This is a genomic window from Sphingobium sp. EM0848, from assembly GCF_013375555.1.
Taxonomy (GTDB): Bacteria; Pseudomonadota; Alphaproteobacteria; order Sphingomonadales; family Sphingomonadaceae; genus Sphingobium.
This window is the reverse complement of the sequence record NZ_JABXWB010000001.1, coordinates 2,747,501-2,770,309: the sequence shown is the minus strand read 5'-3', so window position 1 is coordinate 2,770,309 and position 22,809 is coordinate 2,747,501. Positions and strand designations below refer to the sequence as shown.

Sequence of the window (22,809 nt, the reverse complement as noted above, 5' to 3'; positions counted from 1 at the left end):
CATCAGGAAAAAAGGTCCTGCTGCCCGCTTTCCCGGCCCTCACGCGGCTTGCGGGGAGGGCGGGATGGAGTCGATATAGCTTCGGCGGACGGCTTCTCAAGAGGCGTGCCGCCTTCGATGATCGCACCGACCGCACCGTCGCGGAAGTGCAGGCTGACGGCCCCCGCCGCCCGCGCCTCCACCACGGATTTCACCAGCCGGTCGCCCGCCATCACCCGCGCGAAACCCCGTGCCAGCGGCAGGTCGGGATTGACCGAGGTGAAGAGGCGCGAGACGCGGTCGAAGGCCGTCGCGCGATCCTTATAGGCACGCTCCAGATAATCGGGGCGCAACCGCAGCCGGTCGACGCGCTCGGTGGCGCGGCTGACATATTGGCGGAGCAGAGCGGGACGCAGCGCGCCGCTCGCCTGCCCCAGATGGGCGCGGGCATCGGCAACCCGATGACGCAAGCCGCTGGCGAGGCCATCGGACAGTTGGTCGAGCCGCTGACGCTGGGGCGCCAGCAGCGTATCGGGCGTCGGCATGAGCCGCGCCTGCATCTCCAGCCGTTCCCGCGCCTGGGCAGCGCCACGCCGCACGGCCCGATCCATGCGCAACCCCTGTTCGGTCAGCATCGCCAGCAGTTCCGCGCGCACCGGCACCGCCATTTCCGCCGCAGCGGTTGGGGTCGGCGCGCGCATGTCGGCGGCATAGTCGCACAGCGTCGTGTCCGTTTCATGCCCCACGGCGGAGATGACCGGGATCGTGCATTCCGCCACCGCTCGGACGACGATCTCCTCGTTGAAGCTCCACAGATCCTCGATCGAGCCGCCGCCGCGCGCCACGATCACCAGATCGGGCCGGGGCACGGGACCGCCCGGCTGCATGGCGCTGAAACCACGCACCGCACGCGCCACCTGTTCCGCCGCGCCCTGCCCCTGCACCAGCACCGGCCAGAGCAGCACCTGAGTCGGGCAGCGGTCCTCCAGACGGTGCAGGATGTCGCGAATCACCGCGCCGGTGGGTGACGTCACGACGCCGATGACGCGCGGCATGAAAGGCAGGCGCCGCTTGCGGTCGCGGTCGAACAAACCCTCGGCGGCGAGCTTCTGCTTCAACTTTTCGAGCAGGGCCATCAGCGCGCCCTCGCCCGCCAGCTCCATCCGCTCGATCACCATCTGATATTTGGAACGGCCGGGATAGGTGGTGAGCTTGCCGGTGGCGATCACCTCCACCCCGTCCTGCGGCGCGAAGGGCAGGCGGGCGGCGCCCCCCTTCCACATCACGCCGTCGATCACCGCGCTGTCATCCTTCAGCGCCAGATAGAGGTGGCCCGACGCCGCCCGCTTGAACCCCGAAATCTCGCCACGCAGGCGGACATGGCCGAAACGGTCCTCGACCGTGCGCTTCAACATGGCCGACAATTCGCTCACCGAAAGCGGCGGCGCGTTGTCCCCTGCGCGTTCCTCGGCTAACAGGCGCCCCGAGACATCGAAACCAGCTTCATATTCCGGGGACATGGGCGAAATGAACATCCTTCTGTTGGGCGGCGGCGGCCGCGAACATGCTCTGGCTTGGAAGCTGGCGCAATCGCCTGCCCTTACCACCCTTTATGCCGCGCCGGGCAACCCCGGCATAGCCCAGCATGCGACGCTGGTCGACCTTGATGCCACGGATCATCGCGCAGTGGTCGATTTCTGTCTGCGCCATAATATCGGCCTGGTGGTGATCGGCCCGGAAGCGCCGCTGGTCGACGGGCTGGCCGACAATCTGCGGGTCAAGGGCTATCCGGTCTTCGGTCCCGGCAAGAAGGCGGCGCAGCTGGAAGGCTCCAAGGGTTTCACCAAGGACCTGTGCAAGCGCGCGAACATCCCCACCGCCGCCTATGAGCGGGTTCACAGCAAGGACGGCGCGATCGCCGCGCTCGACGATTTCGCGCTGCCGGTGGTGATCAAGGCCGACGGCCTTGCGGCGGGCAAGGGCGTGATCATCGCGGAAACCCGTGAACAGGCGATCGAGGCGATCGAGGATATGTTCTCCGGCGCTTTCGGCGCGGCGGGCGCGGAAGTGGTGCTGGAAGAGTTCATGAGCGGCGAGGAGGCAAGCTTCTTCGCGCTCACCGACGGCAGCGCGATCCTGCCCTTCGGTTCGGCGCAGGACCATAAGCGCGTCGGCGACGGCGACACCGGCCCGAATACCGGCGGCATGGGCGCCTATAGCCCGGCGCGGGTGCTGACGCCCGAACTGGAAGCCGAAGTGATCGAGAAGATCATCCGTCCGACCGTGGACACGCTGGCCGCCGAGGGCATGCCTTATAGCGGCGTGCTCTATGCCGGGCTGATGCTGACCGACGAAGGCCCGAAGCTGATCGAATATAATGCCCGCTTCGGTGATCCGGAATGCCAGGTGCTGATGATGCGTTTCGACGGCGATCTGGTCGACCTGCTGCTTGCCGTGGCGCAGGGCAGGCTGGCTGAACAGGGGCCGGTGCAACTGGCGGACCGCACCGCGCTGACCATCGTCATGGCGGCGAATGGCTATCCGGGGACGCCGGAAAAGGGCGGCGCCATCACCGGCATCGACGCGGCAGAGGCCAGCGGCGCCCGCGTCTTCCACGCGGGCACGGCGGACAAGGACGGCGCGATCGTCGCCAATGGCGGACGTGTCCTCAACGTCACCGCGACCGGCGACACGGTGAAGACCGCGCAACAGGCCGCCTATGCGGCGGTGGACGCGATCGACTTCCCGACCGGCTTTTGCCGCCGCGATATCGGTTGGCGTGAGGTCGCGCGCGAGGAAACATCGCGCTGATACCTTGCCTGGCGTGTGCAAGCACCCTTAAATAAGGCAAAGTCAGACAGGGAGGGGTGATCGATGCAAGAATTCTTCATGGACTATGGCCTGTGGTTGCTGATCGCGCTGCTGGTCATCATCGGCGTCGTCTTCCTGCTGTCAGGGCGGAAAAGGCCGGCCGAACCACCGGTCGCGGAGACAAGGCAGGCACCCGCCCCGGTTGCCGCCCCGCCGGTCGCCGCTCCGGCCGCCCCTGCACCGCCGCCGCCTGCGCCGGAGCCGGTTGAAATCGCACCCGCCCAACCGATCGCGGCCGCACCGGAGCCAATCCCAGCTTCTCCAGCAGTCACGGCGACAGTGGACGGCGCCGACGATCTCCTGAAGCTGAAAGGCGTGGGACCGAAGCTCAACATGCTGCTGATCGAACTGGGCGTCACCCGCTATGCCCAGATTGCCGGATGGAGCGATGCGGACATCGCCTTGATCGACGCGAAGCTCGGCAATTTCAAAGGGCGCCCGGTGCGCGACCAGTGGGTCGATCAGGCGAAATATCTCGCCGCCGGCGACATTGCCGGCTTCGAAGCGAAATATGGGAAGATCTGAAACATCGTCAGGCCGCTAAGGCTGCGGCGGGGGTTGCGGATTTCGTCCCCCGCCGTTCCGGCACGCTGCCGAAGAGCAGCGGCAAGAGCGCCCCTCGCGCAGTCAGTCGGCTGGCAAAGGTCAGCAGCAGTATCGACAGCGCCAGCGTCGCCAGCGGTCCTATCCCCGTCATGATGACCACGCCCATGACCATCGGGTGCCAGAGATAAAAGAACAGGCTGTCGCGCCCGATCGCGCTGACCGGCGCGAAATCCGCCCGCCATGCCGATAGCGTCGGCAACAGCGCGATCTGGCCAAGGTTCATCAACAGACGCGCGGGAACGAAGGCCAGTTCATTGTCGGCATCGTACAGGCCCGACCACCAGAAGAGACCCAGCAGCATGACGATCACCGCGATGGGCAAATGCCGCCGCGAAATGGGCCGTTCCGCCATCATCATGCCGAAGAAGAAATAAACGGGGTAACGCAGAAATCGACTGTCCAGCGACAGCAGGCTGTCCCCTACCGGACCATGGCCAAGACCGAAGCCGTACATGATGGCGAGGCTGACGGGCGCGCCCACCGCCAGCAGCGCCAGCGGGGAGAAGGGCAACAGCCGCGTCAGCATGATCATGAAGAACAGCGTCGGCACATACCAGAGATGGAACGGCGGTCGGAACAGCAGGTCAAAAGGCAAGGTCCAGCGCAGCGCTTCCCCGCTGGCAAGCATATAGACGATCCCTGCAAAGGCCCAGGGCAGCAGCATTCGTCGCCCGTAGCGGGAAAAGAGGTTGGACGCGGAATCGCTGCGGGTCCGGGTGACATTGAGCAGATAGCCCGAAATGCCGACCATCAACGGCATGCGAAACCCCGATCCGACCCATAGCACCAGATCATGGCCGCCGGTCAGTTCCATCACATGCCCGCCCATGACGAGCAGGATCAACACGCCTTTCAGCAGGTCGATTGACGGATTCTTGCCCATGATATTGCCCTAGCACCCCCAGGTTGGAACGTTATCGTCACATGATTGCGGCATCGTTAATGGCGACCGGGTAAAAGGCCACTTTGCAGGCAGGAAAAAAGCTTTACTTATATCCTTCGATGAAGACGCCGCTGCTGCAACGCCTCGACGCCTCACCTGTTGCCAAGATGGGGATGGCAATCCTGATCTTCTGTCTGATCGTCGGCGGCTGGCTGGCGGTGCAAGATCATCGACAGGCCAGCGCGACCCTGCCCGATGACGAACCGCGTCAAGGCGCCTGTTCGCTCTGGTTCATCGGCAGTTCGTCCATGCACCGCTGGACCAGCCTCAGCCGCGACATGGCGCCCTGGATCACGCATAATCGCGGCATCGACAACGCGACCTTCGCCGACCTGCTGCCCCGCTTCGCCAATAGCGGGGGAGACGGCCGGCCGGTCGCCATCATCCTCTATGCCGGGGAAAACGACATCGCCAATGGCGTGCCGGTTCGCACGGTGATCCGCGAACTGGGCCATTTCCTGGACTCGCGCAGCCGGATCATGAGCGATGTGCCGGTACTGGTGCTGTCGATGAAGCCCAGCCCCACGCGCCGGTCGAGCTTCGCGAACCAGCAATTGTTCAACGCGGCGGCGCAGCGCCTCATCCCCCATGTCCCGCTTGCCTATTATGCGGATATCACCACACCGCTGCTGAAGGACGGCAAGCTGGGTGACAATTACCGGCACGACGGCGTGCATATGAACCCGGCGGGATACCGGATCTGGGCCGGCGTGGTGCGCCAGCGGCTGAACGAGATCCTGCCGCCCGAAACCGTGCGCCGCTGCGCGCCCTAACTCCGCCCCAATATTTCCTGTGCCCGTGGCGCCAAACGCTCGACCGCAGCTGCGTGAATGCCCGGCGCAGCGCAGAGCAGACCGAAGGCGGTCGGCTGCGGCCGGTTGAAGGAAAAGGGGTCGCCCAGCGCATCGGTGACGACGGCGCCTGCTTCCTGCGCGATCAGTGCCGCAGCGGCGACATCCCATTCATTGCCCCAGCGCACGGTGGCAACCAGATCGGCCTCATCGGCGGCGACCATCGCCATGCGCAGCGCGATGCTGTTGGGTTTGTCGACCGTCACCAGATCGCGGTCATGACGGGGAAGCTGATCGGCAGGCACCCGGGCGCCCGGCAGCATGGTGCGGCCACCCGCCTGCAACCTGCGCCCATTGCGGGTCGCGCCCGCGCCCGCCTGCGCGATCCACAGCTCGTTGCGGGCAGGCGCCGCCAATATGCCCATGCGCACCGCGCCATTTTCCACCAGCGCGACCGACACCGCCCAGCCGGGCTTCCCCCGCAGATAATCGCGGGTGCCGTCGATCGGATCGACCACCCAGACGCGCGGAAGGCCCAGCCGGTGCACGGTATCGGCGGTTTCTTCCGACAGCCAGCCCGCCGACGGATCGAGCGCATAAAGCCGCTCCCGCAGCATGGCATCCAGTTCCAGATCAGCCTCGCACACCGGATGACCAGGCATTTTTTCCCACTGGCGCACGCGCGTTTCCCCGCCCGCCCAGAGCGTCAGCGCGCGGTCGGCCGCATCCGACACGACCGACACCAGGTCGCGCAGGGGGACGTCAGCCGCCGGCAATGGTCATTCCGTCGACGCGAAGGGTCGGCACGTTCATGCCGTAGCGGAAGACCAGATCATTGGCCGGCACCAGCGTACGGAACATATCCTTCAGATTGCTGGCGATGGTGATTTCCGACACCGCCCGCGTCGCCGCGCCATTTTCGATCAGGAAGCCCGCCGCGCCCCGGCTGTAATCGCCGGTGACGCCATTGACGCCCATGCCGATCAGCTCGGTAACATACAGGCCGCGCTGGATGTCCGCCGTCAGTTCCGTAGGCGAAAGCGTGCCCGGCTCCATATGGACATTGGTGACGCCCGCGCCTGGCGCTCCGCTGCCACCCCGGCTGGCATGGCCGGTGGGCTCAAGGCCAAGCTGCCGCGCGGAGGCGCTGTCCATCAGCCAGCCGGTCAGCACGCCCGCTTCGATCAGCGCGCGGCGTTCGACCGGCAGCCCCTCGCCATCGAAGGGGCGCGAGCGCAAGCCCCGCGGCCGCAGCGGATCGTCGATGATGGTGATGTCGGCGTCGAAAAGTTTCTCACCCAGCGAGTCCAGCAGGAAACTCGACCGGCGCGCAATCGCCGGGCCGACCATGCCGCCGATCAGATGACCGATCAGGCTGGCGCCGATGCGCGGGTCGAAGATCACAGGCATGACGCCGCTTTCCATCTTCACGGGATTGAGCCGCGCCACGGCCCGGTGTCCGGCGCGCGTGCCGACCGCTTCGGCATCGTCCAGATCCTCGATATGGCGGACGCTGTGGCTGGCATGGTCGCGCTGCATATCGGCCCCGGTCCCGGCGAGCACGCTCACCCAGGTCGAATGGCTGGTCCCGGCATAGGCCCCGGCAAAACCATGGCTGGTCGCCAGCGCGACCTGGCTGCGTCCGGTCGCCGCACCGCCGCCTTCGCTGTTGGTGACGCCCATTACCGCCCGCGCAGCCTCTTCGGCGATCATGGCGCGGGCCTTGAGGTCCGCCGGTTCCGGCTCGAAGGGATCGGCCAGGTCGAGCGCAGGCAGCTTCTTCCTGAGCAGCCGGTCTTCCGGCGCCAGACCCGCATATGGATCTTCCGGAGCCTCTCGCGCCATGGCGATGCAGCGCTCCACCAGCGTCGCCAGCGTCGCGGGGTTCATATCCGAAGCGGAAATGCTGGCGGACCGCTGGCCGACGAAGACGCGCAGGCCGATTTCCTCGCCCTCGGACCGTTCGACATCTTCCAGCGCGCCCAGCCGCACCGACACATTGGTCGACGCGTTGCAGGCGTAGATGGCGTCGGCCGCATCCGCCCCCGCCCGGCGTGCCGCCGCAACCAGATCCTCCGCGCGAGACTGGGCTTCTTCGAGGCTGAGCATGGACTTATCGGATTCCTGTCTGGGGCGGAAGCTTGCGGCCTTACGCGCTTGGGTTGCCGCCCGCAACCTGCCCGTCCAGCCAGTGGCGGAGAAGGTGCCAGGCGACCGCCATCGGCGGCGGGGCGATGAAGGGCGCGCCCTCCTCCTCCGCCAGCGCGGCGCGAACGCCCTCGGCATCGCACCAGAAGGCATGTTCCAGTTCGGTTTCGTCGATTTTCAGCGCATCGTCATCGGCCTGCGACGTGCAGGCCATCATCAGCGAGGAGGGGAAGGGCCAGGGCTGGCTCATCACATAGCGCACCGAATGGACGGCGACGCCCGCCTCCTCCTTGATCTCCCGCGCCACGGCCTCTTCCAGCGCCTCGCCCGGCTCGACGAAACCGGCGAGCGCGGAATAACGTCCCGCCGGCCAGCCATGCTGACGGCCCAGCAGTACGCGCCCGCGATGTTCAGCCAGCATGATGACGACCGGGTCGACACGCGGAAAATGCTCGGCCTGGCAGGACTGGCACTGGCGCGACCAGCCCGCCTTGACCGGCGCGGTGCGCTGCCCGCAGACCGAGCAGAAGCGATGCCGCGCATGCCAGGACAGCAGGCTGCGCGCCGTGCCGTAGAGAGCCACTTCATGGCCCGGCACCTCGCTCACCAGACCCCGGCTGCGCGCCGTGGCAAAGGCGCTGTCCGGCGTATCCGCCAGCAGTTCCGCGAAGATCGGGCGTTGCCCCTCGTCCATGCCGAGCAACACATAATGTTCCACCCAGGCGCCGCCCGGCAACGGCTCCATCAGCAGATGGCCGCCCTCCACCACCGGCTCCAGCCCCTCCAGCACCACCCGGAGGGCAAGCGGCGAAGCAAAGACCTGCGCCAGCAGATCGGGATTGGTGCGGATGTGATCGACCCGGTCCAGCCGTCCCCCCACATAAGCCAATAGCTGCGAATCCGGGACATTACGGCCGTGCATCGTTCACTCTCTCCTTCATCGCGGCTTCGGCCGCGCGGGCGAACAGGGTTGGCAGGCCCGCCTTTCCGATCTCCGCCACCGGCCACCATTCCCCCTCGCCGGGCGGGGTCGCGTCCTGCCCGACATGGGCATGGTGCACCGTCAATGCGAGGGAGAAATGGGTAAAAACATGCGCCACCGGATCAGGCACCCGCCGCCAGCCCGCAGCCAGGGGCGGCGTCGCATCAGGCGTGTCGTTCCAGTCCGAAGAGGGCAGCGCGCGCATCCCGCCCAACATGCCCTTGTCCGGCCGCCGCACCAGCCAGACATGCCCGTCCGGCCGCTCGATCCACCAGCCATGGCCCAGGCGATGCGGCTTGGCTTTCTTCGCCGCCTTGACCGGGAAAGCCGCCGGATCGGCAGTCGCACAGGCCGCGCAATCCAGCCGCAAGGGGCAGATGCCGCAGGCCGGATTGCGGGGCGTGCAGATGGTCGCGCCCAGATCCATCATCGCCTGCGCGAAGTCCCCGGCGCGGGCATCCGGCGTGATGGCGTCGGTCGCCGCACGGATTTCCGGGCGCGCCGCGGGCAGAGGCGTCGCTATGGCAAAGAGCCGCGCCACCACCCGCTCGACATTGGCGTCGACCACCACGGCGCGGCGGCCGAAGGCGATCGCCGCCACCGCCGCCGCCGTATAGGCGCCCACGCCCGGCAGCGCCCGCAGCCCATCCTCCGTATCGGGGAACGTCCCGCCATGCTCCCCCGCCACCGCCCGCGCGCAAGCGAGCAGATTGCGGGCACGGGCATAATAGCCAAGCCCCGCCCAGGCGGCCATCACCTCGGCATCCTCTTCCGCCGCCAGCGCCGTCACATCGGGCCAGCGCTCCGTGAATTTCGCGAAATAGGGTCCGACCGCCGCCACGGTCGTCTGCTGGAGCATCACCTCCGACAACCACACCCGATAGGGGTCGGCGGCATTGGCCCCCGGCGGCGCCCGCCATGGCAGCTTGCGCGCATGAACATCATAGTGGGCGAGCAGATCTGCCGCGATTTTCTTTCCGTTACCCTCGACGCGCATGCCAGCCCTATGCCATGGTGAAGCCGATGACGGAACGCCCCGCGACACCCAAAATGAAAAGCCGCAAGAAAGCGGCGGAAGAACGCCCGCGCATCGGCGCGCCGCGCCAGATCGCGGACCTGATGCCGGCCATCGGCGCCGCCGCCTTCCGCAAATTCGGCTTCGTGCAGTCGAGCATCGTCACCCGCTGGGCGGAAATTGTCGGCGCCCATTATGCCGCGATCAGCGAACCCGAATCGATCCGCTTCCCGGCGGGCAAGAAAGCGGGCGGCACGCTGCAACTGACCGTCATGAGCGGCCATGCGCCGATGATCCAGCATGTGCTGCCCGACATCATCGATCGGGTGAACCGCTTCTTCGGCTATGCCGCCGTCGCCAAGGTCGCGATGAAACAGGGCATGATCCGCGCGGCGGAACCCGAACGGCGCCCGCCGCCGCGCAACCTGAAGCCCATTCCGATGGAGTTGGGCGATTCGCTGCGCGACATCGGCGACCCGGAATTGCGCGCCGTGCTTGAATCACTCGCTCAGGGGCTTGCCAATTCGAGCGGTTTGCCGAAGATCAGTTGAAACAACCCATTGCCGTGCAGGGGCGGCGCTTCATTGGATCATCGCATGACGAAAATTCGCCTGGCTCTGCTCGCCTTGCTCGCCCTTCCCGCGGGCGCTCTCGCGGCCCCCGCCGTCAATTGGGCCGACCATGTTACCATCTCCCCTGCGGGCGGCCATATTCTGGGGAACCCTGCCGCGCCCAGCAAGCTGGTTGAATATATCAGCTACACCTGCCCGCACTGCGCCCATTTCACGGGAGAGGCGAGCGCGCCGCTCAAGGCCAATTACGTCAGGACCGGCAAGGTCAGCGTCGAAATCCGCAACGCGGTGCGCGACAAATATGACCTGACCGTCGCCCTGCTCGCCCGCTGCGGCGACCCAAAGCGCTTCTTCGGCAATCATGAGGCGCTGTTCGCCAATCAGGAAAGCTGGATGGAACAGGTCGTCGCCTATGACAAGGACGCGGCCAAGCCCGCCGATCAGAAGGCCGCCCTGCGCGACATCGGGCAGAAGACCGGCCTTTACGCCTTCATGGCCAAGCGCGGCTACAAGCCTGCCCAACTCGACGCCTGCATCAACGACGCCAATGCGATGAAGCAGGTGCTCGCCATGACCGACGAGGCGTGGAACAAGGTGCAGATTTCCGGCACGCCCGGCTTCACGCTGAACGGCACGCTGATTCGCGGTTCGGACTGGACCCATGTTCAGGCCGCATTGCCCGACGTGTCACACTAATCTACACCCGTCTCATTCTCGCCCGACCACGGAGCCAAAAGAACGTGAAAGCCCTGTCCGGACTTGCCCTTGTCGCCCTTTCCCTGACGCTTGCCTCCTGCGGCAAGAATGACAGTTCCAGCCAGCCCACCAGCGCGCCGGTCGCCGCCGTGGCGCCGCCGGCCGGCACGACCTGGTCGACCACCTTCAACACGACGCCCGAAGGGCAGTTTGTGATGGGCAACCCCAATGCCAAGGTGAAGCTGGTCGAATATGGCTCCTACACCTGCTCGCACTGCCGCGATTTCTCCGCTGAATCGTCGGAGGAGATCAAGCAGATGGTCGACAGCGGCAAGATGAGCTACGAATTCCGCAACTTCGTGCGCGACCCGATCGACATCGCGACATCGCTGCTGGCGCGCTGTGGTGGCAAGGATATTTATTATCCGCTGTCGGAACAGTTCTTCGCCAACCAGAATGCGATGTTCGAAAAGGCGCAGGCGCTGGGCGACGCCAAATATAAGGCGTTGATGAGCGCGCCCCCGGCGCAGCGCTTCGGTCAGCTCGCCGCTGCCGTCGGCCTGATCGACTTCGCCAAGCAGCGCGGCATTTCGGAAGATCAGGCGAAACAGTGCCTGGCTGACACCGCCGCCGCCGAAAAGCTGGCCAAGGGCGTGGAAGCGGCCAATCAGCAATATAAGATCGAAGGCACGCCGACCTTCATCTTGAACGGCGTGATGGTGGAAAACACGGCGGCATGGTCCGCTCTCAAACCCAAGCTCAAACAGGCAGGGATCTGATTGGCAAAAAGGGGGCTGACATCATCGATGCGGCTTCCCGCTAAGGGCGGGGCGGCTTCGCGCTGCCCCAACCGTGCATCATGCAGATAAAACGCCTCAAGCTCTCCGGCTTCAAGAGCTTCGTCGACCCGACGGAGTTGCGCATCGAACCCGGCCTGACCGGCATTGTCGGGCCGAACGGTTGCGGCAAGTCGAACCTGCTCGAAGCGATCCGTTGGGTCATGGGTGAATCCAGCGCCAAGTCGATGCGCGGCGGCGGCATGGAGGATGTGATCTTCGCGGGCACCTCCACCCGCCCCCAACGCGATTTTGCCGAAGTTTCGTTGCTGACGATCCAGGAACAGGGCGAACTGTTCAATGCGGTGGAGGTCGGCTCCGACGGCGAGCTGGAAGTCACCCGCCGGATCGAGCGCGGCGCAGGCAGCGCCTATCGCGCCAATGGCCGCGACGTCCGCGCCAAGGATGTCTCGCTGATCTTCGCCGACGCCGCCACTGGTCCGCACAGCCCGGCTTTGGTCAGTCAGGGCCGCATCGCCGCCGTCATCGCCGCCCGCCCGCAGGAGCGCCGCGCCATGCTGGAGGAGGCGGCAGGCATTTCCGGTCTCCATGTCCGCCGCAAGGATGCCGAGCAGAAGCTGCGCGCCGCCGAAACCAATCTGACGCGGCTCGACGAAATCCTCTCCGACATGGACGCCCGCGCCAACAACCTGCGCCGTCAGGCCAAGGCGGCGGAACGCTATATCCGCCTGTCCGAGCAGATCCGCATAGCCGAGGCCCGCGTGATCTTCGCCCGCTGGCGTGAGGCCGCCGCCAGTGCCGACGCCGCCCGGGCCGAGGCGAAGCAGGCCGAAACCGCCGTCATCGCCGCGCAGGAGGCGCAGCAGGCCGCAGCCGTCCACGCCAATGCCGCCGTTGAAGCCCTCGCCCAAAAACGCGTCGCCGCCCAGACCGCCCGCGACGCCGCCAGCGAAGCGGGGCACAAACTCGCCGTCCTGCGCACCGAGCGCGATGGGGTGGTTCGCCGCCTGCACGATCTGGCGCAGCAGACCGACAGGCTGGAGGAAGACCGGGAGCGCGAAGGCACGCTCGCCAATGACGCGGCGCAGGCGATTGCCCGCCTGACCGACGAAATCGCCAGGCTGAAAGCCCGTATCGCCGAAACCGAAGCAATGCGCCCCGATTTCGCGGGCCGCATCGCCCGCGCCGAGGATGCCGCCCGCGACGCCGAACTCGATCTCGCCAAGGCCATGGCCAAGCAGGCGGGTGAGCAGGCCGAATTGCGCGTGGCCGAAGCGGCCCTTGCCGCCACGCGCAACCGGCTCGACCGCGCGACCCGCGAGGCGCAGCGGCTTGAAGCCGAAGCCGCTGCCCTGCCCGACGCCGCTCCATTGGAGGCCAGACGCGCCGAGGCTCTCTCCGCCCAGCAACAGGCAGGCGCCGACCGCGACGCCGCCGAAGCCGCGATCCGCTCCGCCGAAACCGATCGCGCCGAAGCCGCCGAAACCCGCGCCAGCGCCGAAGCCGCCCTCGCCTCCGCCCGCGCCGCGCTCGCCGCGCTCGACAGCGAAGCCGCTGCCCTGAAAAGGGCCGTCGACAGCGGCACCAACAACCGCAGCCGGGCGCTCGACCGGTTGAAGGCCGCCCCCGGCTATGAACGGGCGCTGGCCGCCGCTCTGGGCGACGATCTGGAAGCCCCCATCGCCACCGAAGGCAAGCGCCGCTGGGCCGGCGCCGCGCCGCTCGACAGCGACCCGAAACTGCCCGAAGGCTGCACGGCCCTGTCAGCCCATGTGACCGCGCCGCCAGAACTGGCCCGCCGCCTGTCGCAGGTGGCGGTCGCGGACAGTGACGAAGGCCAGCCCCTCGCGGTCGGCCAACGCCTTGTCACCACAGACGGTCAACTTCGCCGCTGGGATGGCTATGTGGCGATCGAGGGCGGCGCGGCCGCCGCCGAACGGCTGATCCGCCTCAACCGCCTCGAAGCCATTGCCGCCGCCCGCCCCGCTGCCGACGCGGAGGTCGAAACCGCCCGCGCAGCGCAGGATTCGGCCGCCGCGCAAGAACGCGACGCCGCCCAGACTTTGGCCACCGGCCGCACCCAGCTTTCCAGCGCCGATCAGCGCCTGCGCTCCGCGCTCCGCGCCGCCGACGAAGCCGCCACCGCGCTCGAACGCCTGACTGGCCGCCGTGAAGCCGTGGAAGAACGCCTCACCGAAGCACGCGCCGACCTCAGCTCTGCCACGGCGGAACATGAAAAGGCGCAAGCCGCCCGCATCGCCGTGCCGGATGGTGAGGAAACCCGTGCCCTCGTCACCACATTGCAGCAGGCAAGCGAAAAGGCCCGCCTGACCGTCAGTCAGCTTCAGGCCGATCAGGCGCTGGCCGACCGGGCACTCGGCAGCGACCGGGAACGTATGGCCGCCGCCGACGCCGAGGCCAAGGGCTGGCGCGCCCGCGCGGGCGAAGCGGCCAAGCGCATCGCCGCCATGGTCGAGCGCAGCGAAGCCATCGCGAAAGAGCGCACCGAAATCGCGGACCAACCCGACAGCCTCGCTGCCACGATCGCGACGCTCAGCGAACAGGGCAACGCGCTGACGGAGGCCGCCGACACTGCCCGGCGCGAGGAAAGTGACGCCGACATCGCCCTGCGCGCCGCCGAGCAGCGTGCTTCTCAGGCAGGTGAAACCCTCGCCGGATGCCGCGAAGCCCGCGCCACCGCCGTCGCCCGCGCCGAGGCGGCGGATGAAAAGCGCGTCGAAACCAACCGCCTGTCGGGGGAGCGCTTCGAATGCCCGCCCCCAGTCCTGCCCGAAAAACTGGGCTTTCCCAGCGCGGAAATCCGCATCGCGCAGACCGAGCAGGGTGAGCATGACCGCCTCTCCACCGAGCGCGAGCGCATCGGCCCGGTCAACCTTGTCGCCGCGCAGGAACTGGAGGAACTGGAAGCCACCCAGGCGAACAGCCGCGCCGAAAGCGAGGAACTGACGCAGGCGATCAACCGCCTGCGCGGATCGATCGGCAGCCTCAACCGCGAGGGCCGCCAGCGCCTGCTCGCCGCGTTCGAGGCGGTGGACGGCCATTTCCGCCGCCTCTTCACCACGCTCTTCAACGGCGGTCAGGCGCATCTGGAACTGATCGACAGCGACGATCCGCTGGAGGCTGGGCTGGAAATCATGGCCCAGCCGCCGGGCAAGAAACTCGCCGCGCTCACCCTGCTGTCGGGCGGCGAACAGGCGCTCACCGCCGTCGCCCTGATCTTCGGGCTGTTTCTGACGAATCCGGCGCCGATCTGCGTGCTGGACGAAGTCGACGCGCCGCTGGACGACGCCAATGTGGAGCGTTTCTGCGATCTGCTCGACGCGATGGTGGGGCAGACCGACACACGCTATCTGATCGTCAGCCACAATGCCGTGACCATGGCGCGGATGCACCGCCTGTTCGGCGTCACCATGGTCGAACGGGGGGTCAGCCGCCTGGTTTCGGTCAATCTGGGCGGCGCGGAAGCCCTGCTCGCCGCGGAATAGGCCCGCTTCCCTCCGTCACGCGCTGCCTACCACGAGGCAGCACAGGAACATCAGCAGCCCGGCAAAACGATTGGACCGGAACTTGGTGAGAGGATCGACGCCATCCTCCTTGAGCGCCGCCACCTGCCAGAACAGATGCGCCGCCATCGGCAACAGCGCCGCCAGCGCCAGTCCCTGCGGTCGGACCTGCCAGATCGCCGCCGCCCACAGCGCAAGCGCCAGCCCATAGCAGAGCATCACCCCGCTCCGCACATGCCGGCCCATGGAAAGGGCGCTGGACCCGATACCGATCAGCGCATCGTCCTCCCGGTCCTGAAGCGCGTAAATGGTGTCATAGCCCACCACCCAGAAGATGCAGCCGCCATAGAGCAGCAACCCCGCCACGGTCAGCGCACCGGCGACTTCACTCCATCCGACCAGAGCCGCCCAGGAAAAGACCAACCCCAGCCAAAGCTGCGGCCATCCGGTAATCCGCTTCATGAAGGGATAGGCCGCCACCAGCGCCAGCGATCCCAGCGCCACGATCTGCGCGTAAAGATGCAATTGCAGCAGCACCACCAGCCCGACCAGACAGAGCGACACCAGCCAGATCCAGGCGGTCCTGAGCGAGACCGCCCCGCTCGCCAGCGGACGCGAAGCCGTGCGCGCCACCTGCCGGTCAAGGTCGCGGTCGACGATATCGTTGAAGACGCACCCTGCCCCACGCATGGCGATACTGCCCAGCAGCAGCCACAGGATCAGCGGCCAGTGCGCACGCACGCCGCCCGCCAGCACCACTGCCCAGGCACCCGGCCAGAACAGCAGCCACCAGCCGATGGGCCGGTCGAAACGCGCCAGCAGGGCCAATGCACGCGGAACATCCGGCAGGCGCGCGACCAGACCGCGCGCTTCGCTGTCGGGAACTATCGTCTGATTCACCACCACTCCGTTCGGGCCAAAGCTTGTCGAAGCCCTCCCCTTCTCTTTAGAACGGGGCAACCACAAGCAAAGAGACAAAATGACCGCAACCCCCGCCTGGCCACCGCAGAGCGCCCCGCGCCTTCATGTCGAAACCCCATTGGGCGAGGGCGTCGCCGTGCCGGTCGACGGCAACCCGGCCCATTATCTCATCAGCGTCATGCGGGTGAAGCCGGACGATATCGTGCTGCTCTTCGACGGCCGATCGGGCGAATGGGCCGCCAGGGCGCGGGACATCCGCAAGCGCGACCTGATTCTGGAAGTCGTCAGCCAGACCAAAGCGCCCGAGGATGTCCCGGATTTCTGGCTGTGCTGCGCCCCCATCAAGAAGGGCCGGATCGACCTGATCGCGGAAAAGGCCTGCGAACTGGGCGTGGCGCGGCTGCAACCCGTGCTCACCCGCCGCGCAGTGGTGGACAAGCTCAACCTCGACCGCCTCCACGCCCATCTGGTCGAGGCCGCCGAGCAATGCGGGCGCACGGCGCTGCCAGAGCTTGGCGAGATGATGAAGCTCGACGCCCTGCTCAGGGATTGGCCGGAGGATCGCTGGCTCTTCTTCGCCGACGAAACGGGCGGCGCCCCCCTTGCGGATACGCTGAAAGCCCATCCCGGCCCGGCGGCTTTCCTCATCGGACCCGAAGGCGGCTTCGATCCCGTGGAGCGCGAAGCCATCCGCGCGCAGGCGAAAGCCGTGCCCATCTCGCTCGGCCCCCGCATCCTGCGCGCCGAAACCGCCGCCATCGCCGCCACCACGGCCTGGATGACGATCAACGGCGATTGGCGCTGAGAGGCAAGACAAGTTTCATACAGTTTTCCTCCGCAACCGGATTGAAGCTGTCATAGACGCAGCTTATCTGTGCGCCGAACGTTGCGCGTTTGACGCATCAGGGGGATAGATTAAGGCGGGGCATGAGCACCAGAACCGACTCAGGGGGCAATGATCCCATCATCGAGAGCCGCGAGCAGTTGATCGCGGCCTTTGCCAAGGGCGCCAAGCCCAAGGATCGCTGGCGGATCGGTACGGAACACGAAAAATTCGTCTACAACCGCAAGGATCATCACGCGCCCTCTTATGATGAGCGTGGCGGCATTCATACGCTGCTGATCGGGCTCACCCGCTATGGCTGGAATCCGGTGTTCGAGGGGGAGAATATCATCGCCCTGTCCGGCACCGACGGCACGGTCAGCCTGGAACCGGCGGGCCAGCTCGAACTGTCCGGCGCGCCGCTCGAGAACCTGCACCAGACCTGCGCGGAAACCAGCCGGCATCTGGAGCAGGTGAAATATGTCGGCGACATGCTGGGCCTGGGCTTTCTGGGCCTGGGCATGTGGCCGGACAAGAGCCGCGAAGAGCTGCCCATCATGCCCAAGGGCCGGTACGACATCATGCTGCGGCACATGCCGCGCGTGGGGACGCTGGGCCTCGACATGATGCTGCGGACCTGCACCATCCAGACCAACCTCGACTATGGCAGCGAGGCGGACATGGTGAAGAAGTTCCGCGTCTCCCTCGCCCTGCAGCCGCTGGCGACGGCGCTCTTCGCCAATTCCCCCTTCACCGACGGCAAGCCCAACGGCTATCTGTCCTATCGCAGCCATATCTGGTCGGATACCGACCCCGGCCGTACCGGCATGCTGCCCTTCGTGTTCGAGGACGGCTTCGGCTATGAACGCTATGCCGACTATGCGCTCGATGTGCCGATGTATTTCGTCTATCGCGACGGCCGCTATATCGACGCCGCCGGGCAAAGTTTCCGCGACTTCCTCAACGGCCGACTGCCCGCTTTGCCCGGCGAAAAGCCGACCGAAAAGGATTGGGAGGATCATCTCTCCACCGCCTTCCCCGAAGTGCGGATGAAGAGCTTCCTCGAAATGCGCGGTGCCGATGGCGGGCCGTGGAACCGCATTTGCGCGCTTCCGGCCTTCTGGGTCGGCCTGCTCTATGATGAAGGCGCGCTGGACGCTGCCTGGGATCTCGTGAAGGACTGGAGCATGGAGGAGCGGCAGGTCCTGCGCGATTCCGTGCCGAAACTGGCTCTGGACGCACCTGTTGCGGGCGATCGCAAGCTGCGGGATATCGCTGGCGAAGTGCTGGAAATCGCCCGTAGCGGCCTTTCCGCCCGCGCCCGGCTCAACGCGTCGGGCGACAATGAGACCGGCTATCTCGCTCCCCTGGATGAGATCGTCGCGTCAGGCCAGACCCATGCGGAACGGCTGCTCGCCCGCTATCATGGGGAATGGCAAGGCGATTTGAGTCACATCTACGCCGAAGAAAGCTTTTGATGGAGAAGGTTGCGGCCGGATGGAGAAGTTACCCTCACTCCGCCGGCTGCACCACATTCGGTTGTGGCCTGCGTCCTGTTAACCGGGCAAAGAAGCGCGGCACCAAGCCATTGCGCTCCATCCAGTCGCTATAGGCCCGGTAATCCGGGTCAGCCTGCAAATGGGCTTCCTCGGTCTTGGCGCGCCAGTAATAAACCGCATTGGTCATCGCCAACATCGCACAGTTGCGCACGATATCGGTCAAACTTCCCGACACGCTCAGAAATGGCAGCGCGGAAAACCACCAGAACAAATTCTTCGACAGATAGGCCGGATGCCGTGTCCAGCGATAAGGACCATGGGTCAAAATCCCGCGATGGGTCAGGTTCGAAAAACGGAGTCCAAAAGCCACCGTCGCCCAGGCATAGATGCCGGTCAGCAGCACCAACACTCCTCCGAGCAGCCATTGCAACGGCACATGCCCCTGCGTCCAATAATCCCACTCAGCACCGCCCGCATGATAATCCAGCGGCCCACCATTCCCCATGAGCACGAATGGCGGATAACAGATCAATGCGGCCACCCAGGCGGCCAGCAACGGATTGGCCGTGCGGATATGTGAATCCAGCGGCCTCATCGTCAGCATGTAGCCCACGGTCGCCATGCAGACATCGATCATGAACATGATTGCAATCAGGAATCCGGCCAGAGCAACCGGACCGCGCAAGGCATCCTCGATCCGCCACTCAACGACACTGGCGAAATTGCCAGGCACGATCGACAGCATGAAGGCGAGGAAAAATCCCTTCACCGCCCAGGCCCGCGCATGATGGGCGACCTCGGTCCTGTCCGGCACACCGGCGACCCCGCCAATCACCCACTGCCCGAAGGCATAGGTCGCGTCCCTGGGTTCTGTCAGCCGCTGATCGAGCCAGATCACATAGGGCACCGATGTCAGCAGCAACCAGGGAGCCACAGTGATGAACAAGGCCATCGAATAATGATAATTCCCGCTCCAATACCAACGGGCAACGCAGTAAAAGACGGCCATGGCGAGCCAGGTCGCCCAAAGCCCAGCGATCTTCACCAAGCTGATATCCAGCACCGAGCGCCAGGCTCTTATGGGCGCATGCCAGTCGATGCCGGTCGACGTATTTCTATGAACCTTATCGACAAGCAGCGACCACAACAGCATCGGCACGCCACAGGCGATCACGGCGGCAAAACCTGCATTAGGCCCATTCATGCCATAATGCCGTGCGACCAAGGTCCAAAGCGCCAGCCCGACAAGCCCGGCGATACCAACGCCATGACTGACAGCGGATTTGGGGCAAGGATCGGCATTTTTGCTCATGCTGCCGGGCCTAGCAATGAATGGTAAGCAAGCCGTGAAGGTCGATGTTTAGGGAATTGTAGCGCGGATGTGCAGCGGATAGCCCATATGGCGTCTACTGACCGGAATAGGTGTGGAAGCGATAGCCTTGGCCACGGCGGTTGAATGCGGGCTGGATCTGGTTGCGGGGGGCAGGGTTTGAACCTGCGACCTTCAGCTTATGAACCTGACGAGATGGCAGGACAAAATGCAATCCGGCGAAACGAACGCAGCCCAATGATCTGAGAGATCATGGGGGCAAATCGCCTGACTGCTGAGGCGGCTATGATAATGAAAGGAAGGCGACCTATGGTTGCGGGAGTAGGATTTGAACCTACGACCTTCAGGTTATGAGCCTGACGAGCTACCGGGCTGCTCCATCCCGCGCCAAAGGCGTGACCGGAGGTCGCAAATGTTGTGATGGGTATTTGTATCAAAGCGCGAGCTGCAATGCCTGGCGACGCCCTACTCTTCCGGGGCTTGAGCCACAGTACCATCGGCGCAGACTGGTTTCACGGCCGAGTTCGGGATGGGATCGGGTGGGTCACAGACGCTATGGTCACCAAGCAATGAAGCTTGCGCTTTGGGTTTCAATCGATGTTTCCGTGCAAATTCGTATCTGGTCTGGGTTATCACCACATCGTCTGACGCTGGGGTATCCAGTGTTGTCATTGATGGTGGGACTCTCAGGCGCGATCAGAGCAATTAGGACCGGTTAGCTCCATATGTTACCACACTTCTACATCCGGCCTATCAAGGTCGTGGTCTACGACCGCTCGAAGAAATCTTATCTTGAGGGAGGCTTCCCGCTTAGATGCTTTCAGCGGTTATCCCGTCCATGCATAGCTACCCTGCTGCGCCCTTGGCAGGACGACAGGTACACCAGAGGCATGTTCAACCCGGTCCTCTCGTACTAGGGTCAACTCCTCTCAAATTTCGACGCCCACGGCAGATAGGGACCAAACTGTCTCGCGACGTTCTGAACCCAGCTCACGTACCACTTTAATTGGCGAACAGCCAAACCCTTGGGACCTGCTCCAGCCCCAGGATGTGATGAGCCGACATCGAGGTGCCAAACGATTCCGTCGATATGAGCTCTTGGGAATCATCAGCCTGTTATCCCCGGCGTACCTTTTATCCGTTGAGCGATGGCCCTTCCACGAGGGACCACCGGATCACTATGACCGACTTTCGTCTCTGCTCGACTTGTCAGTCTCGCAGTCAGGCGGGCTTATGCCATTGCACTCTAACAGACGGTTTCCAACCGTCCTGAGCCCACCATCGCGCGCCTCCGTTACTCTTTAGGAGGCGACCGCCCCAGTCAAACTACCCGCCACAGAGGGTCCCTGCACCGGATAACGGTGCGAGGTTAGACATCAGAAAACAACAGGGTGGTATTTCACCTATGGCTCCACTTGGGCTGGCGCCCAAGCTTCAAAGCCTCCCACCTATGCTACACAGTTCTTTCCTAATGCCACTCTGAAGCTGCAGTAAAGGTGCACGGGGTCTTTCCGTCTAACCGCGGGTACTCCGCATCTTCACGGAGAATTCAATTTCGCTGAGCATATCCTGGAGACAGTGGGGAAGTCGTTACGCCATTCGTGCAGGTCGGAACTTACCCGACAAGGAATTTCGCTACCTTAGGACCGTTATAGTTACGGCCGCCGTTTACCTGGGCTTCAATTCAGAGCTTGCACTCCTCCTCTTAACCTTCAGGCACCGGGCAGGCGTCAGGCCCTATACGTCGTCTTGAAGCCGACTTAGCAGAGCCCTGTGTTTTTGCTAAACAGTCGCTACCCCCTGGCCTGTGCCCCCCACAAAAAGTTGCCTTCATGTGGGGCCTCCTTCTTCCGAAGGTACGGAGGCAATTTGCCGAGTTCCTTCAGGATACTTCTCTCAAACGCCTTGGTATACTCTACCATTCCACCTGTGTCGGTTTAGGGTACGGTCTATACGGAGGGGCTATTTCCTGGGACAACTTCCCTGCCTGGACCAATCCAATAAGGCCAGACAAGTTACGCCATCCGTCACACACCTCCAGGCCCACGAATATTAACGTGGTTCCCATCGACTACCCCCTTCGGGCTCGTCTTAGGGGCCGGCTTACCCTGCTCAGATTAGCTTTAAGCAGGAACCCTTGGAATTTCGGCGACAGTGCATCTCACACTGTTAATCGCTACTCATGTCTGCATTCGCACTTCCGATACCTCCACGACCCATTACCAGATCGCTTCAACGGCCTACGGAACGCTCCGCTACCGCTCAGCTTACGCTGAACCCTAAGCTTCGGTGCACGTCTTGAGCCCCGTTACATCTTCGCCGCAGGATCTCTTATTTAGACCAGTGAGCTGTTACGCTTTCTTTAAAGGATGGCTGCTTCTAAGCCAACCTCCTGGTTGTTTTGGAAATCCCACATGCTTTCCCACTTAGACGTGACTTGGGGACCTTAGCTGTAGGTTAGGGCTGTTTCCCTTTTGACGACGGACCTTAGCACCCGCCGTCTGTCTGCCGGACTAGACTCGTTGGTATTCGGAGTTTGGTTAGTATTGGTAGATCTCGCGACCCCCGCAACCATCCAGTGCTCTACCCCCAACGGCAATCATCCGACGCTCTACCTCAATAGATTTCGCGGAGAACCAGCTATTTCCCGGCTTGATTGGCCTTTCACCCCTAAACACAACTCATCCGATAATTTTTCAACATTAAACGGTTCGGTCCTCCAGTGCGTGTTACCGCACCTTCAACCTGGTCATGCCTAGATCGCCGGGTTTCGGGTCTAATGCATCATACTCTGTCGCCCTATTCAGACTCGCTTTCGCTGCGCCTACACCTAACGGCTTAAGCTTGCATGATACACTAAGTCACAGACCCATTATGCAAGAGGTACGCGGTCAGGTCTCAAGGACCCTCCCACTGCTTGTAGGCATCCGGTTTCAGGTACTGTTTCACTCCCCTCATCGGGGTGCTTTTCACCTTTCCCTCACGGTACTGGTTCGCTATCGGTCATGTACGAGTATTTAGGCTTGGAGGGTGGTCCCCCCATGTTCAGACAGAGTTTCACGTGCTCCGCCCTACTCAAGTCCTGATGCTTCATTTTCGCATACGGGGCTATCACCCGCTATGGCCGAACTTTCCAGATCGTTCTGCTAATTAAGCACCAGGCACTGGCCTGGTCCGCGTTCGCTCGCCACTACTAACGGAATCTCGGTTGATGTCTTTTCCTCCGGGTACTGAGATGTTTCAGTTCCCCGGGTTCGCCTCTCGAAGCCTATTTTATTCAGCTAAGAGATACCTGTCCCGATAAACCCTCGC

Annotated in this window: 17 protein-coding genes, 1 tRNA gene and 2 rRNA genes (1 of these 20 running past the window's edge); 9 read left to right on the top strand and 11 right to left on the bottom strand. The window is 64.3% G+C overall.

Annotated elements, in window-relative coordinates:
• Positions 1-2: 2 nt before the first annotated feature.
• Positions 3-1,499 (bottom strand): exodeoxyribonuclease VII large subunit, encoded by a 1,497-nt coding sequence (xseA, locus tag HUK73_RS13460; RefSeq protein ID WP_176592350.1) that lies wholly within the window; start codon positions 1,497-1,499, stop codon positions 3-5.
• Between the two features lie 7 nt (positions 1,500-1,506).
• On the opposite strand from xseA, the gene purD reads away from it, so the two are divergent.
• Together purD and HUK73_RS13450 are read left to right on the top strand one after the other, a co-directional pair.
• Positions 1,507-2,790: a phosphoribosylamine--glycine ligase gene (gene purD / locus HUK73_RS13455; RefSeq protein ID WP_176592349.1), complete on the top strand. Its 1,284-nt coding sequence runs from the start codon at positions 1,507-1,509 to the stop codon at positions 2,788-2,790.
• Positions 2,791-2,853: 63 nt separating this feature from the next.
• Positions 2,854-3,375 carry a hypothetical protein gene (locus tag HUK73_RS13450; protein WP_176592348.1) on the top strand — a complete coding sequence of 174 codons (522 nt, stop codon included), beginning with the start codon at positions 2,854-2,856 and terminating at the stop codon, positions 3,373-3,375.
• A 7-nt stretch (positions 3,376-3,382) separates the two neighbouring features.
• Here the strand turns inward: HUK73_RS13450 and HUK73_RS13445 are convergent, their stop codons facing one another.
• Positions 3,383-4,339 (bottom strand): acyltransferase, encoded by a 957-nt coding sequence (locus HUK73_RS13445; RefSeq protein WP_176592347.1) that lies wholly within the window; start codon positions 4,337-4,339, stop codon positions 3,383-3,385.
• Between the two features lie 119 nt (positions 4,340-4,458).
• Here HUK73_RS13445 and HUK73_RS13440 point away from each other — a divergent pair, with 119 nt between their 5' ends.
• On the top strand, positions 4,459-5,172 hold the full coding sequence (locus HUK73_RS13440) for a GDSL-type esterase/lipase family protein (protein ID WP_176592346.1): 714 nt from the start codon (positions 4,459-4,461) through the stop codon (positions 5,170-5,172).
• On the opposite strand, the gene HUK73_RS13435 is transcribed toward HUK73_RS13440, so the two are convergent.
• Genes HUK73_RS13435 through HUK73_RS13420 form a run of 4 tightly spaced genes read right to left on the bottom strand, consistent with a single transcriptional unit; the run spans position 5,169 to position 9,317 of the window.
• The gene (locus HUK73_RS13435; RefSeq protein ID WP_176592345.1) at positions 5,169-5,966 is read right to left on the bottom strand and encodes an inositol monophosphatase family protein; all 798 of its coding nucleotides are present in this window, start codon (positions 5,964-5,966) and stop codon (positions 5,169-5,171) included. The two genes, HUK73_RS13440 and HUK73_RS13435, sit on opposite strands and share 4 nt — an antisense overlap.
• Entirely contained in the window at positions 5,953-7,299 is a 1,347-nt protein-coding gene (locus HUK73_RS13430) for a TldD/PmbA family protein (protein WP_176592344.1), read from the bottom strand. Before HUK73_RS13430 ends, HUK73_RS13435 begins: the two co-directional genes overlap by 14 nt.
• A gap of 40 nt (positions 7,300-7,339) precedes the next feature.
• Positions 7,340-8,260, bottom strand: coding sequence for an NAD(+) diphosphatase (gene nudC / locus HUK73_RS13425; protein WP_176592343.1), 921 nt, complete (start codon positions 8,258-8,260; stop codon positions 7,340-7,342).
• Positions 8,247-9,317, bottom strand: a complete 1,071-nt coding sequence (locus tag HUK73_RS13420; RefSeq protein ID WP_176592342.1) for an A/G-specific adenine glycosylase — start codon at positions 9,315-9,317, stop codon at positions 8,247-8,249. The genes nudC and HUK73_RS13420 overlap by 14 nt, the downstream gene beginning before the upstream one ends.
• Positions 9,318-9,343: 26 nt before the next feature.
• Here HUK73_RS13420 and HUK73_RS13415 point away from each other — a divergent pair, with 26 nt between their 5' ends.
• The 4 genes from HUK73_RS13415 (at position 9,344) to smc (ending at position 14,906) form a co-directional block, all read left to right on the top strand.
• The gene (locus HUK73_RS13415) at positions 9,344-9,886 is read left to right on the top strand and encodes a DUF721 domain-containing protein (RefSeq protein ID WP_176592341.1); all 543 of its coding nucleotides are present in this window, start codon (positions 9,344-9,346) and stop codon (positions 9,884-9,886) included.
• A 45-nt stretch (positions 9,887-9,931) separates the two neighbouring features.
• Entirely contained in the window at positions 9,932-10,603 is a 672-nt protein-coding gene (locus HUK73_RS13410) for a thioredoxin domain-containing protein (RefSeq protein ID WP_176592340.1), read from the top strand.
• Between the two features lie 44 nt (positions 10,604-10,647).
• Positions 10,648-11,382 (top strand): thioredoxin domain-containing protein, encoded by a 735-nt coding sequence (locus tag HUK73_RS13405; protein WP_176592339.1) that lies wholly within the window; start codon positions 10,648-10,650, stop codon positions 11,380-11,382.
• A gap of 80 nt (positions 11,383-11,462) precedes the next feature.
• Positions 11,463-14,906, top strand: coding sequence for a chromosome segregation protein SMC (gene smc, locus HUK73_RS13400; RefSeq protein WP_176592338.1), 3,444 nt, complete (start codon positions 11,463-11,465; stop codon positions 14,904-14,906).
• A 15-nt stretch (positions 14,907-14,921) separates the two neighbouring features.
• On the opposite strand, the gene ubiA is transcribed toward smc, so the two are convergent.
• Positions 14,922-15,824 carry a 4-hydroxybenzoate octaprenyltransferase gene (gene ubiA, locus HUK73_RS13395; RefSeq protein WP_176592337.1) on the bottom strand — a complete coding sequence of 301 codons (903 nt, stop codon included), beginning with the start codon at positions 15,822-15,824 and terminating at the stop codon, positions 14,922-14,924.
• A gap of 79 nt (positions 15,825-15,903) precedes the next feature.
• Between ubiA and HUK73_RS13390 the strand changes: the two genes are divergently transcribed.
• Positions 15,904-16,650 carry a 16S rRNA (uracil(1498)-N(3))-methyltransferase gene (locus tag HUK73_RS13390; RefSeq protein ID WP_176592336.1) on the top strand — a complete coding sequence of 249 codons (747 nt, stop codon included), beginning with the start codon at positions 15,904-15,906 and terminating at the stop codon, positions 16,648-16,650.
• A 122-nt stretch (positions 16,651-16,772) separates the two neighbouring features.
• Positions 16,773-18,146, top strand: coding sequence for a glutamate--cysteine ligase (locus HUK73_RS13385; RefSeq protein WP_176592335.1), 1,374 nt, complete (start codon positions 16,773-16,775; stop codon positions 18,144-18,146).
• 34 nt (positions 18,147-18,180) lie between these two features.
• Here HUK73_RS13385 and HUK73_RS13380 read toward each other — a convergent pair whose 3' ends face one another.
• From HUK73_RS13380 to HUK73_RS13365, 4 genes are all read right to left on the bottom strand, one after another.
• Positions 18,181-19,479: an isoprenylcysteine carboxylmethyltransferase family protein gene (locus HUK73_RS13380; RefSeq protein ID WP_176592334.1), complete on the bottom strand. Its 1,299-nt coding sequence runs from the start codon at positions 19,477-19,479 to the stop codon at positions 18,181-18,183.
• A 328-nt stretch (positions 19,480-19,807) separates the two neighbouring features.
• A tRNA-Met gene (locus tag HUK73_RS13375) sits at positions 19,808-19,884 on the bottom strand.
• A 65-nt stretch (positions 19,885-19,949) separates the two neighbouring features.
• A 5S ribosomal RNA gene (gene rrf, locus HUK73_RS13370) occupies positions 19,950-20,064 on the bottom strand.
• Between the two features lie 118 nt (positions 20,065-20,182).
• Positions 20,183-22,809, bottom strand: a 23S ribosomal RNA gene (locus HUK73_RS13365); it runs 164 nt beyond the window's last position.

Bases quoted from the DNA above. Each gene is read 5' to 3' on its own strand.
- xseA (WP_176592350.1), bottom strand. From the start codon at position 1,499: ATGTCCCCGGAATATGAAGCTGGTTTCGATGTCTCGGGGCGCCTGTTA.
- purD (WP_176592349.1), top strand. From the start codon at position 1,507: ATGAACATCCTTCTGTTGGGCGGCGGCGGCCGCGAACATGCTCTGGCT.
- HUK73_RS13450 (WP_176592348.1), top strand. From the start codon at position 2,854: ATGCAAGAATTCTTCATGGACTATGGCCTGTGGTTGCTGATCGCGCTG.
- HUK73_RS13445 (WP_176592347.1), bottom strand. From the start codon at position 4,339: ATGGGCAAGAATCCGTCAATCGACCTGCTGAAAGGCGTGTTGATCCTG.
- HUK73_RS13440 (WP_176592346.1), top strand. From the start codon at position 4,459: ATGAAGACGCCGCTGCTGCAACGCCTCGACGCCTCACCTGTTGCCAAG.
- HUK73_RS13430 (WP_176592344.1), bottom strand. From the start codon at position 7,299: ATGCTCAGCCTCGAAGAAGCCCAGTCTCGCGCGGAGGATCTGGTTGCG.
- nudC (WP_176592343.1), bottom strand. From the start codon at position 8,260: ATGCACGGCCGTAATGTCCCGGATTCGCAGCTATTGGCTTATGTGGGG.
- HUK73_RS13420 (WP_176592342.1), bottom strand. From the start codon at position 9,317: ATGCGCGTCGAGGGTAACGGAAAGAAAATCGCGGCAGATCTGCTCGCC.
- HUK73_RS13415 (WP_176592341.1), top strand. From the start codon at position 9,344: ATGACGGAACGCCCCGCGACACCCAAAATGAAAAGCCGCAAGAAAGCG.
- HUK73_RS13410 (WP_176592340.1), top strand. From the start codon at position 9,932: ATGACGAAAATTCGCCTGGCTCTGCTCGCCTTGCTCGCCCTTCCCGCG.
- smc (WP_176592338.1), top strand. From the start codon at position 11,463: ATGCAGATAAAACGCCTCAAGCTCTCCGGCTTCAAGAGCTTCGTCGAC.
- HUK73_RS13390 (WP_176592336.1), top strand. From the start codon at position 15,904: ATGACCGCAACCCCCGCCTGGCCACCGCAGAGCGCCCCGCGCCTTCAT.
- HUK73_RS13385 (WP_176592335.1), top strand. From the start codon at position 16,773: ATGAGCACCAGAACCGACTCAGGGGGCAATGATCCCATCATCGAGAGC.
- HUK73_RS13380 (WP_176592334.1), bottom strand. From the start codon at position 19,479: ATGAGCAAAAATGCCGATCCTTGCCCCAAATCCGCTGTCAGTCATGGC.